Origin of the sequence: Streptomyces sp. KL109B, from assembly GCF_030766935.1 — a bacterium.
Taxonomy (GTDB): domain Bacteria; phylum Actinomycetota; class Actinomycetes; order Streptomycetales; family Streptomycetaceae; genus Streptomyces.
Genome location: NZ_JASERL010000004.1, coordinates 279315 through 291590, shown reverse-complemented (window position 1 = coordinate 291590; position 12276 = coordinate 279315). Strand labels below are relative to the sequence as shown.

The window sequence follows — 12276 nt, the reverse complement described above, 5'->3', positions numbered from 1 at the left end:
GGGGGGCTGGGTGCGGCTATGGGGCGGCTCCGTCGCCCGCGCGCAGTTCACGCGTGGAGCCCTGTCTCGCCGACCACCACGCCTGGAGCGTCGCCACGCCCAGCGCCAGCAGCAGCACCCCGGCGGCGGGCAGCGCCAGCGACAGCGGCGCCGTGTGCAGGTGGGACGGGGGTATGGGGGCCTGGGCGTCCGCGAGGGCCAGGGCCGTCAGGTCGAGGCCCGGTGACAGGACGCGGATCGCCGCCCAGCCGGTCAGCGCGCCGCCCGCCGCCGCGAGGACGGCCTGCGGGAGCGCCTCCAGGACGAGCAGGCGGCGGGCCTGTGCGCGGGTGAGGCCCATGGTGCGCAGCCGGGCGAGCAGCGCGAGGCGTTCCGGGGCGGCGCGGGCCAGGGCGAGGAGCAGGGCCAGCAGGGCGTAACCGGCGCCCGCCGCCACCGCCGCGACGTAGATGCCGGTCGCGCCGGACTGCACGGGGGAGTCGGCGTACCGGGCGCGTTCGGTGGCGCGAAGGCGCACCGCCGTGTCCGGGCCCGCCGCCTCGCGGAGCGCGGAGGCGTCGAGGTGGTCGCCGGTGAGCAGGAGGGTCGTGGGGCGGGCGCGGACACCGGTGGCGCGGGCGAGGGCGGCCGAGTCCACGATCACGTAGTCGTCGGAGAGGGCGGGGGTGGTGGCGGGTTCGGCGGTCCGGAGGAGGGTGACGGTCTCGCCGTTCAGCCAGATGTCGAGGCGGCCGTCGGTGAAGAGGCCGGCGAGGGAGGGGGAGGCGAGGGCGGGGACGGTGGTGCGGTCCGCGGCCCGGTCCTTCGGGCGCAGGTCGGTCGCGTGGAAGGGGCCCAGGCCGGTGTGGCGGGACAGTCGGGCGTACGAGGCGGGGTCGACGCCCGCGAGGGACAACCGGCGGGCGCTGTCGTCGAGTTGGACGTCGTAGTCGATCGCGGCCGTGGCGACGTCGCGTACGCCGGGGGTGGCGCGGACGCGGTCGACGGTCGCGGCGGAGAGCGCGGCGGTGGCGTCCACGCGGGCGTCGGCGCCGACCGTGCTCAGCGCCGCGCGGTCGCGGGCGGCCTCGACCCCCGCGAGCACGGAGCCGCCGAACGCCGCCGTCGTCAGCGCCGTCAGCAGGGCGAGGAGGGGGAGCACCGCCGTGCCCGCGCCCGCCCGCGCGCGGGCCGTGCGGGCGAGCGACAGATAGCCGACCGCGCCGCGCAGCCGCCCGAGCGGGCCGACGAGGCGGCGCAGGGGGAGCGGGTACGCGCGTACGAGGACGAACGCCGCCACGACGCCGACGAGGACCGGCGCGAGGGCGACCAGGCCGTCGCCGCCGTCCGTCGCGCCCCGGCGGCGCAGCGCCACCACGGCGGCCACCGCCAGGGCGAGCACGGTGAGTTCGAGGACGGTGCGGCGGGCCGAGGGGCGGGCGGTGGCGAGGTCCTCGCGGGCGGCGCCGTGCGGGTGGGGGCGGCGGTGGGCGGCCATCGCGCGCAGCGGCAGCGTGGCGCAGGCGAGGAGGACGACGGCGGTCGCCGCGAGTACGGGCGGGAGTACGCGTCCGTACGGCACGGCCGCCAGCGCGAGGAGCAGGCCGAGCGCGCCCGCGGGCAGCGCCACCACCGCCGTCTCCGCGAGCAGTCGGCCGCCGATGCCGCGCAGGGAGGCGCCGCGGGAGCGCAGCAGGGCGAGTTCGGCGCGGCGGCGGTCCGCGGCGAGGCCGCCCGCCATGAGCAGGACGACACAGGCGACGGCGCCCGTGCCGTAGGCGGCGACCGAGACGACCGGGGTGATGCCCGAGCGCAGTTCGGTGTAGCGGTCGAGGACGTCGCCGAGGTGCGAGCCGACGTCGGCGGTGTCGCTCGCCGTCGCCGTACGTACGGACAGCAGCCCTGGGCCGTTCGCGATGGACGCCAAGGAGCGTGTGACGTCCGGGAGTTGGCGTGCGGTGAGGGTGTCGGTGGTCGGGGCGAGCTGCCAGTACGACTGGGCGCGGCCCGTGGTGTACAGGATCGCGGCGGCGGCCTTCGGGTTGAGCAGCAGGGCCGCCGTCCAGTAGTGGGTGGGCGGCTGGGACTCCGTGCTGCGCTGCTCCGGGGTGCGCAGGAGGGGGGCCGTGGACCAGTAGGCGCCGGAGGGGCGTACGGGGTCGACGACTCCCGTGATCCGTACGGAGATCGGGCGGCCGTCGAGGTCGGGGAAGTGCACGACCTTGCCGGGGGCGAGGCGGAGGTGGCGGGCGGTGTCGCGGGTGACGGCCGCCTCCATCGTGCGGGCGGTGTAGTCGCCGTGCGGCAGCCTGCCGGATGTGATGCGGGCGTGGTCGGCGAGGCCGCCCTGTGCGTTGAGGGTGAGTTGGGTGGGCGGGCCGTCGATGCGGGGCAGCCAGCGGTCCAGTGCGGGCATCGGTTCGGCGCTGCGGGTGCCGTACGACGATTCGTGGGGGTCGGCGGTGAGCGGGGCCTTGAGTGAGGCGGCGATCTTTCGGTACGCGGCGTGGGTGACCGGGTCCGATACGCGGACCGTGCGCTGTTCCGGGGTGAGTTCGAGGCCGGGGTCCTCGACGGTGACGTCGACGGTCAGGCGGGCCGGTGCCTCGGCGGCGAGGGTGCGGCGCAGGCCCCGGTCCTCGTAGCGGTCCACGGCGCGGGGGAACGCGGCGGCGAGGCACGCGGTCAGGAGGACGAGCAGGAACAGGGCGGTGGCCGTGCCCGGCGAGGTCCGTAGTCGGGTGCGGGTCCACGGGGCGGTGGGGGTCGCGGCACTCATGTCGCGTCTCCGTTGTGTTGCGCGGTGCCGGGGTTGGTGGGCTGTGTCGGGGTGGGCGCCGACTCGTCCTGTTGCGCGGTGCCGGGGGTGGTGGGCTGTGCCGGGGTTGGCGCCGACTCGTCCCGTTGCGCGGCACCGGGGGCCGCCTTGTCCACCCTGCCGCCCTTGGCGGCAGATTGCCCAAGGCGGTTGCGGCCCACCGCCAGGGGTGGGGAGTCGGGGGTGGCGGGTTGTCCAAGGCGGTTGCGGCCCGCCGTCGGGGGTGGGGAGTTGTGGCGGGGTGTTGTCTTCGTCGCCAGGGCCGTCGTGATCAGGGTCGGTACGGTCGCCACCGTCACCAGCAGCAACGCCACCTGGTGGAGGGGGAGTTGGACCAGGACGGGTGGGACGGGGCGGGTGGCGTCGGAGGTGAGGACGATCAGGGGGACCACCGCCCGGGTCAGGAAGACGCCGAGCGCCGTGCCCACGGCGAGCGCCAGGGTCACCAGGACGGCCTGTTCGGCGGCGACCAGGCGGGCCAGGCGGCGGCGGGAGGCGCCGAGGGCGGAGAGGATCGCGAACTCGGCGCCGCGCTCGCGCAGCGAACCCGCCGTGCTGACCGCGAAGCCCACCGCGGCGAGCGCCGCCGCCGCGAGTGCCGTGGCGGTCAGGGCCGATTGGGGGCCCGCGCCCAGTGGGTCGTCGCGCAGTTCCTCGGCCGTCTCGGGAAGGGATGTCACCTGCGACGGGTCCAGGTCCGGGTGGGCGCGCAGCGCGGCGACGGCCCGTTCGGTGGCGCCGGGGGCCGGGTACAGCCACCATTCGTTCGGGTCGAGGGGGTCGCCGGAGCGGTCGGTGAGGGCCTGGTTGAGCGCGCGCAGGTCGAGGAGGAGGGCGCCGGCGTCCTTCGCCTTCGCCTTCGGGGCACCGGCCTCCGCCGTACCGGTGGCATCCGGCCCCGCCCCCGGACCCGTCGTCGGCAGCGCCCGTACGCTCGCCGCGATCCGCACCCGTACCGGTACGCCGTTCACGTTCACGTCGACCCGGGACCCGACTTCGGCGTCGGACGAGGCCAGGTAGCGGTCGGTGGCCACCGCCGCGACCTCGGTGGGCTTGGCGGACCGTGGCCCGTCCGCGTCGAGCCGGACGTTCACGGCCGGGCGGGCGCCGTACCCGTCCCAGTCCGTCTCCTGTCCGGGCCGGTACGTCACGGTGACCCCGCCGCCCGTGGCGCGGTCGAGTCCCGGCCGGGGCGGGGCGCCTTCCTGGCCGGCGTCCGAGGTGCTGCGGCTCGTCATCGATGCCTTCCAGCGGACCCCGGACAGCTCCAACGGCCGCTGCGCGGCGCCCTGTTCGGCGACCGAGGCGCTCACGCCCTTCAGCGTGACGCGGTACCGGGCGTCCCCGCTCAACGGTTTGTTCGTGTCGAAGTCGAGGCCGGCCACGGTGAGCGGGCCCGCGGCGGGGCCCGGTTCGAGGGTCATGCGGTGGTCGTGGCCGTCGAGCGGGAGGTCGCCGAGCTGGCTGTGGTAGGTGAGGCCGTAGCGGTCCTGGAGCGTGACGGACACGGTCGTCGCCACCGACTCCTCGTCCTTCCCGTCCCCGTCCCCGTCTCCGGCCTCCGCGCCGGACCCCGCCCCCGAACCCGACCCACCCCCGTCCACCGCCCCCCGCAACGTCAGCACCACCCGCCCCGCATCCACCGGCAGCCGCACGCCGTGCACCCGCCCCCGCCCCTGCGGCGACTTCGGCGTGATCGACGCCAACGTCCGCCCCGGTGACGTATCCGTGAGGTCGTCGCGGAGCAGCAGCCCTCCGTGCGTGTGTGCCGTGTCGAGCGCGAGGAGCGTCGCCGTACCGCCCCCGCTCAGCGGCAGCGACTCACGGTGGGCGGGCGCCGCGTCCCGCACCCCGGGCACGGACGCGTACCGGGCGGACTGCTCCATGCCCGCCTCCGTCGCCGTCACCCGGACCGGCGCGCCCGCGCGGAAGTCCGCCTGGTCGCCCTGCGAGCGGTCCCACGACGCGCCCTGCCCGATCGCCAACAGGCCCATCGCCACGGCCAGTACGAGCAGCAGCACGGGACCGGCGCCGCGCATCGGCCTGCGGCTGAGCTGCCAGCCCGCGAGCGCCGTCGGCAGCCCGCGCCCGCGCGCCGCCCGCCGCTCCGCGAGCCGCGCCACCGGCGGCAGCAGCCGCAGCGTGAGGACCGTGCCCGCGAGCAGCGCCAGCGCGGGGGCGACGACCAGCAGCGGGTCGATGCCCAGGCCGCCCGCGCGGTCGCCGGTCAGCGCGCCCGCGCCGGACGTCTGCCGGTCCAACTGCCAGTAGGCGACGCCCGCGAGGACGAGGAGGCCGATGTCGGCGCCCGCCCGCACCGGCGCCGGAAGCGCCCGCGCCCGCTCGCGCCGCAGGCCACGCGAGGTCAGCGCCGGCACCGTCACCGCGAGCGCGCAGCCCACCGCGACGGCCACCGACACCAGCCACACCGCGCCGCCCGAACCGCTCGTGTCGAGGCGCAGGCCGATCCGCGACAGCGCGCCCTCGGACGCCACGAGCCGCGCCAAGGGGCCCGCGAGCAGCGGCGCGCACACCGCCGCCGGCACCGCGAGCAGCAGCGCCTCCGTCGCGGCGAGCCCGGCGACCCGGCCCCGCGAACCGCCGCGCGCCCGCAACATCCAGGTCTCACCCGTGCGTTCGGCGTTCAGCAGCCGGGCCACGAGCAGCAGCGCGTACCCGGCGAGCAGCACCAGTTGCAGCGCCACGATCAGCAGCGTCGACCGCGAGACGAGCAGCGTGCGCTCGGCCTTGTCGAGCACGTCGGGCAGCGAGGTGCGCACATCCGTCGCGCCCGCGAGCGCCTTGGCGTGCAGGAGCTGGCGGGTGCCCGCGCGGGCGGCGTCGCGCAGCGCGTCGATCCGGTCGGTCGTGACGGCCCGGAAGTCGGCCGTGGTCAGCCACCCCGACTGCCCGTCGCTGACCCGGCCGCCCGTCACCACGGACGGGTCGGCGAGCAGCGGACCGTACGTCGTGTAGCCGAGCTTCCGCACGCCGCGGCCGCCGAGTTCGTCGAGCGTCCAGTACGGGGACTGGGGGCGGGCCGGACGGTAGACGCCGGTCAGCTCGACCGTCACCTTCGGGCCGCCGAACCGGTCGGTGAGGACGAAGCGGTCGCCGGGCTTCAACTTCAGCCGCGTGGCGGCGACCCGGGGGAGCGCTCCCTCGACCACCGAGCCGTGGCGGGCGCGCGGCAGGCGGCCCGCTGTGAGCTTCACCTCGGAGCGTTCGAGCGCCGCGAAGTTCGTCAGGTCCGGCTTCTTGCCGCGGGCCGCGCCGGGCAGGGCGTACGGTCCCGAGGCGGTCAGTGACTCGTGGCGCAGCGGCAGCCCGTCGAAGGTGCGGCGCGCGCCCTTGTCGAGGGCGGCGACGGCGGCCGCGCGCTGCTCGGAGGTGACGTCGGCGCGCACCACGAGCGCGGTCGACGCCTGGTCACGGGTGCGCAGCGCGTGCCGCAGCGAGGCGTCCCCGACCGCGCCGGAGAACGCGGCGAGCATCGCGAGGACCGATGTCGTCAGCACCACCGCGAGCAGCGCCGCGGTCAGCAGCAGGCGATGCGCCCGTACTCGTAGAAGGACAAAACCCCACACCCCGCCGCCCCAGACTCCGCGCCCCCGCGGTCTGCTCCGAACGCCCCCCGGAATTCTGGACGGATGCTTTCAGAGGGCACGGAGCGAGGGAAGAGGTCTGGACCGGATCGTGACCGGATGGCAGGAATCGGGAACCGCTGAGCGGTCGTCGGTTGAGCGGTTGAGCGGTTGAGCGGTCGAGCGGTTGCCGGTCAGCCCGCCGTGTTCACCATCGAAGCCGCCGCGTACGTCAGGTAGTTCCACAGCGTCCGCTCGTGCTCCTCGGACAGGCCGAGCTCCTCCACGGCGACCCGCATGTGCTTCAGCCACGCGTCGTGCGCCGCCCGGTCCACCTGGAACGGGGCGTGCCGCATCCGGAGGCGCGGGTGGCCGCGGTTGTCGCTGTACGTGCGGGGGCCGCCCCAGTACTGCATCAGGAACAGGGCGAGGCGCTCCTCGGCCGGGCCCAGGTCCTCCTCCGGGTACATGGGCCGCAGCAGCGGGTCCTGTGCGACGCCTTCGTAGAAGCGGTGCACCAAGCGGCGGAACGTGTCCTCGCCACCCACCTGCTCGTAGAACGTCTGCTCCGTAAGCGTGTCGCGCGGGATCTCAGTCACCCCTCCATGCTCTCAGACGCACCGGCCCAGGACCGGAGTCCTAGGGCTCGCTGATCGCCGCCCGCCGCAGGACAGTGGACATATGGGCGCAGAGCACACCCGAGACCTGGAGGAGCTCGCTGTACGGGCGCGGGCCCGGCTCGTGCGCGAGATCGAGCGCAGTGGGGTCTGGGGCGCGGATTCCGTGTGGCGGGAGGCGTTCGCGGCGGTGCCGCGGCACCTCTTCGTGCCGTACTACTTCCTCGGCGTGCCCGGCGGCTACGAACGGCTGTGGGGCGAGCACCCCGACCCCGAGCGGCGCGAGCGCTGGCTGCGCGGCGCCTACGCCGACGAACCGCTCGCCACCCGGCTGCGCGACGGCGAGCTGGTCTCCTCCAGCAGCCAGCCGTCCCTGATGGCGCGGATGCTCGTGGATCTGCGGGTACGGGACGGGGACCGGGTCCTGGAGATCGGCGCGGGTACCGGGTACAACGCGGCGCTGCTCGCGCACCGGGTCGGCGAGGAGAACGTCACGTCCGTCGACCTCGATCCGGAGATCACCGAGTCGGCGCGGGCCCATCTCGCCGCAGCCGGGTACCGGCCGACGGTCGTCACCGGTGACGGGGCGCGGGGCTGCCCGGAGCGGGCGCCGTACGACCGGATCATGGCGACGTGCGCGCTGCGTTCGGTGCCCCCGGAGTGGCTCGGCCAGTGCGCGCCTGGAGCGCGGATCCTCGCGCCCGTGTCGACCGGGCTCATCGCCCTCGACGTGCGCGACGACACATGTGCGGAAGGCCACTTCCTGCACACGCCCGCGTACTTCATGGCGCTGCGCGGCGGCGCGGGCGGCGTGCCCGAGGCGTACGTCGGTCAGCTGCCGCGCCGTGTGCTGCGCGAGGAGCTGTTCCGGTTCCTGCTGACGCTGACCTCGGGCCACGTGGACGCGCGCGAGGCGCTCGCGCTGTGGGAGCGGGAGGGCAGGCCCGTGCGCGAACGGTTCGGGGTGAGCGTGCGCGGCGGCCGCCAGTGGGCCTGGCTCGACGATCCGGAAGGGCCCCACACATGGGAGTTGCCGGGCACCCCGTAGGGGCACCCGGCAACACGCCAGGAACGTAACCGCTCAGCCGCGCCGGATCGTGATCGTCGTCCACGCCCCGACGTGCACCCGGTCGCCGTCCTGCAGCGGCACCGGCACGAACGGCTGGATCGGTTCGTCACCGCCGTTCACGGTCGTGCCGTTCGTCGAGTTCTGGTCGACGACCGCCCACGTGCCGTCCGGCTGCTGCACGAGCACCGCGTGCTGGTGCGAGACGCCCGGGTCCTCCGGCGGCACCGACAGGTCGATGTCGGGGGACTCTCCGGTGGAGTGGCGGCGCCGCCCGATCGAGATCTGGTTCCCGGTGAGCTGGCGCTGCTGTTCCGGCGAGTACGCGGGCAGGTTGAGCCCCGAGGCCTCGGGGCCGCTGCGCTGCATCATCGCCATGAAGTAGTCCCGGTCCGGGCCGATCGTCGCCGACCAGGCCATCGGGCCCTGCGGCGGCTGCGGCTGCGGCTGCGGCGGTCCCTGCTGGAACGGCGGCGGCGTCGTGGAGGGCCCCGCGGGCGGCGCCGACGGGTCCGAGGGCGGCGACAGCATCCAGTCGTCGCCGGTCGCACCGCCCCCGCCGCCGAACGACGGTCCGGGCGGCGGCGGAGGCGGACCCTGCGGGTCCTGGGGCTGCGGGAAGCCGGGCGGCGGGGGCTGCATGGGCCCCGGCTGCACGGGCTGCGCGGGTCCGGGCGGCGGGCCCGGCTGACCGTGCGGTCCGGGCGGCGGTCCTGGCTGGCCGAGCGGTCCGTGCGGTCCTGGCGGGGGACCGGGCTGGCCGGGCGGCGGGCCCGGATGCGCGGGCGGAGCGGGGGCGGGGGCCGGGGCCTGCTGCTGGAAGCCGTTCGGCGGGCCGCCCGCGGTCTCGTTCGGACCGGTGGTGTCGAACGACGGCGGGGGCGGCGGGGTGTGACCCGACGGCTCGCTCCCGAACGGGGCCGGCGGAATCGGTTCCGCGGGCCGGTTCATCTGCGAGGGCCGCGAGCCCTGGTACTCGTACGAGTCGGGGCCCGGCTGCTGCTGGAAGTGCAGCGCCGGGTTCGGGGCCTGCGGGTCCTGCTGCTGCGGCGGGAAGCCGGGCACACCAGGACCGCCGGGGCCGCCCGGACCGCCGGGACCACCCGGACCGCCCTGGCCGCCCGAGGTGGGCAGCGGCGGGTTCGGGGCCGCCGGGGTGTACGACGTCGCCGTGTTCGTGAGGAAGTTCCAGCGGCACTCCTCGCAGAACGGCGCGCCGCCCTCACGCGGCGTGCGGCACTGCGGGCACAGTTCGGGTGTGCCGGCCCCACCCTGCGGCGCCTGCGGCGCGGCCGGCTGCGGGGGATAGCCGTAACCGGCGGCCGGAGGCGGCGGAGGGGGCGGGGGCACGGCACCGGCCATGCGGTGACCGCAGACCTCGCACCAGTCGTCGGAACCCGACTGGTGTCCGTTCGGGCAGGTCGGCATGTCGGCGCTTCCCCCTCTCCTTCAAGTGCAAGCCGGGCTTGCGGTAGTGCGTGGGTGGTTTTATTTCTCGGTGTTCTCGGCGTTTTTGACGGGTTCGACGTTTTTGGCGCTTTTGACGCGAACCGTCTTGGTCGACCGGGTCTCGAGAGTCATCTCGTCGGCCTCCGCGACCTTCGCCTTCAATCGAACAGTACCTTCCGCGGCGTCCACCACGTCCACCACCTTCGAAAGCAGCTTGGCCGTATCCGCGTTACCGGAGAGGGCCGCGAGCTGCACCGCGCGGCCCAGCTTCGCGGTCGCCCCGTCCGCATCGCCCGATTTGCGGGCGTCGAGACCCTGCTGAATGGCCTGCGCCAGTTCGGCCTGGCCCGTGTAGTGGGCGACCTGCGGGTTGATCGACGTAGAGGCTGCCATGTCGTCCGTCCACACCGCACGCACGAGCCCCTGCGACAGGGTCTGCGCCGTGCCGTCGGGGCGGGGGATCACCAGGGAGACGCGGGCCGCGAGCATCTCCTGGCCGAGCTCGGCGTTCGGCACCTGTACGCACACGTGGTAGTCGCGGGACTCGTCGCCCCAGGAGCCGGTCGGGTAGTCGCCCGCACGCGGGCCCGCTTCCGTGCGACGCTCCGTCAACTCCTCGACGGTGGGCGCCACTTGCTTCACGAACTTGATCTCGGAGCCGAGCGGCGTCCACAGCCTGAGGGCGACGTCCGCGACCTCCTTGCCCATCGCCGTCTCCATCATCCGCGTGAAGTCCTCGGCGAGATGGGCCGGGTCGGCAACGATGTCGGCGGTGCCGATGAGGGCGGAGGCGATCCCTGTGACCTCCTTCACCTCCCAGTCCGTGCCGACGCCGCGCGCGTCGCACGTGAAGCGGCCCGCGCACGCGTCGAGCGCCGCCCGCAGGTCCTCCGGCGACTCGTGCTCGTTGCGCCCGTCGGTGAGCAGGATGCCGTGCCGGATCGACACGTCCGCCGAGGCGAGCAGCCGGTCGGCGAGTTTCAACCACGTGCCGATCGCGGTGCCGCCGCCCGCGGACAGCTTGCGCAGCGCCTGCTTGGCCTGCCCCCGGGTGGTGGCGTCCGCGACGGCGAGCCGGCCCTCGCCCGGGTAGATCTCCTTGGCCACGTGGGTGCCCGCGATCACCGCGAAGTGCACGCCGTCGCGCAGCGCGTCGATCGCGGCGGCCGATGCCTCCCGGGCGCCGCGCATCTTGGTGGGCGGATAGTCCATCGAACCCGAGCAGTCCACCATCAGCGCCACCGCGGCGTCCGTGCCGCCGCCCGCCGTGCTGAAGAGGTGCGGCGCGCTGACCGCGCCGCCCACGGTGCCGCCGCCGGTCGAGGTCACCGTGGCGATCGCGTTGACCTCGCGGCCGCCCTCCGGCAGGAACTCGTTCTGGTAGACCTCGACGGTGAACTGCGGAACGTGTGATTTCGAGAAATTGGCCATGGCGTCATGTCCCCCCTGAACAAGACCATTTGCCCGCGCTTTGGCGGTTACGCCGATCCTGCCCCCGACTGCGCCACGGGGAACGGCAGTACCGCCACTGTTACGTTGTCGTGGCCCCCGCCGTCCAGAGCGTGGCCGACCAGGACCTGCGCGGCGTGCAGCGGGCGCCGCGCCGCGTCGGCGGGCAGCACCCGGGCCATCTCGTCGGCGGACTCCGCGTAGTTCCACAGGCCGTCCGTGCAGACCACGACCACCCCGGGGCGGTCCGGCTTGAACGACGCGGTGTGCGGCTCCAGTTCGTACGCGTCCGCGCCGAGCCAGCCCGTGATCGCGTGCGCCCGCTCGTCCGCGTACGCCTCCGCCTCGCTCATCAGGCCCGCCGCGACCATCTGCGCCGCCCACGAGTCGTCCTCGGTGAGCCGGGCGGCGGGGGCCTCGCGGTCGTCGGGCACCCAGTAGGCGCGCGAGTCGCCGACCCAGCCGACGACGAGCAGCTCCTTGGTGACGATCGAGGCGACGAACGTGCACGCCGGAGCGTTCTGGTGCGGCTTGTGCTCGCGGGCCGTCTCGGGCTCGTCCGCAAGGGAGTTGACCGACTCGGAGGCCGCGACGATCGACTCGTGCATGGCCTGCTGCGGGTGCGTGCCGCGCGGCAGCGCCTCGTGCAGCGACTCGTTGGCGGACTGCGTCGCGGCGAGCGAGGCGTCGTCCGGGCGGGTCGCCGACGACACCCCGTCGCAGACCACGGCGACGACGGCGACGGAGCCGTCCGGCAGCGCGGCCGAGGAGATCGTGAAGGCGTCCTCGTTCCTGTGGTGCCGAAGGCCCCGGTCGCTGACCGCGGCGACCGCGCCCAACTCCTGCTCCATGTGGTCGCGTTCGCGCGGCTGGGCGTGCCCGCAGTTCTCGCAGTAGCCGTCCGCGTCCACGCGCCCGGAGCGGCAGGCCACGCACAGCTTGATGCCGGCCGGCGGCGTCGCGGCCTCCAGCTGCTCGGCCGTCGCGGTGCGCGGGTCGGGCGCGGCGAGCTTGAACGTGTCTTCGGAGACCGGGTCGTCGAAGCGTACGGCGGTGGGGAGTTCGGAGCCGTCGGAGGCCAGGCCCTGCAGATCCGTCGGCAGGTGCTCCGGGGCGGGCAGGTCCGAACTGTCCAGGTCGGGGGCGGCGGGCCACTCCACGGAGGCCGGCTCGGCGGAGGCCGCCGGCTCGGCGGTGGCGGGCGCCCCGGTATCCGTCCCGGCCGCCGCGGACAGGTCGTATCCGCACGCCCCACAGAAGCGGTCCGCCTCCTCCAGCGGCTCCTCGCAGCTGGGACACACTGACATTGCGGCC

Annotated in this window: 7 protein-coding genes; 1 reads left to right on the top strand and 6 read right to left on the bottom strand. The window is 75.1% G+C overall.

The annotated features are described in order from the left end of the window. Positions 1–16: 16 nt before the first annotated feature. The 3 genes from RBJ65_RS15925 to RBJ65_RS15915 all read right to left on the bottom strand — a co-directional run bounded on the left by RBJ65_RS15925 (position 17) and on the right by RBJ65_RS15915 (position 6980). Positions 17–2758: an FtsX-like permease family protein gene (locus RBJ65_RS15925; protein WP_306332144.1), complete on the bottom strand. Its 2742-nt coding sequence runs from the start codon at positions 2756–2758 to the stop codon at positions 17–19. Next, positions 2755–6384 (bottom strand): FtsX-like permease family protein, encoded by a 3630-nt coding sequence (locus tag RBJ65_RS15920; RefSeq protein ID WP_306332143.1) that lies wholly within the window; start codon positions 6382–6384, stop codon positions 2755–2757. The genes RBJ65_RS15925 and RBJ65_RS15920 overlap by 4 nt, the downstream gene beginning before the upstream one ends. Before the next feature lie 191 nt (positions 6385–6575). After that, complete coding sequence (locus RBJ65_RS15915) at positions 6576–6980, bottom strand: globin (protein ID WP_306324361.1); 405 nt, start codon at positions 6978–6980, stop codon at positions 6576–6578. 82 nt (positions 6981–7062) lie between these two features. Here RBJ65_RS15915 and RBJ65_RS15910 point away from each other — a divergent pair, with 82 nt between their 5' ends. Beyond that, on the top strand, positions 7063–8046 hold the full coding sequence (locus tag RBJ65_RS15910) for a methyltransferase domain-containing protein (RefSeq protein ID WP_306324360.1): 984 nt from the start codon (positions 7063–7065) through the stop codon (positions 8044–8046). 33 nt (positions 8047–8079) lie between these two features. On the opposite strand, the gene RBJ65_RS15905 is transcribed toward RBJ65_RS15910, so the two are convergent. The 3 genes from RBJ65_RS15905 to RBJ65_RS15895 are packed head-to-tail and all read right to left on the bottom strand — an operon-like array spanning position 8080 to position 12269. Continuing rightward, entirely contained in the window at positions 8080–9492 is a 1413-nt protein-coding gene (locus RBJ65_RS15905) for an FHA domain-containing protein (protein ID WP_306332142.1), read from the bottom strand. 60 nt (positions 9493–9552) lie between these two features. Next, complete coding sequence (locus RBJ65_RS15900; RefSeq protein ID WP_306323128.1) at positions 9553–10944, bottom strand: VWA domain-containing protein; 1392 nt, start codon at positions 10942–10944, stop codon at positions 9553–9555. 47 nt (positions 10945–10991) lie between these two features. Then, on the bottom strand, positions 10992–12269 hold the full coding sequence (locus RBJ65_RS15895; RefSeq protein WP_306323127.1) for a protein phosphatase 2C domain-containing protein: 1278 nt from the start codon (positions 12267–12269) through the stop codon (positions 10992–10994). Positions 12270–12276: the final 7 nt, after the last annotated feature.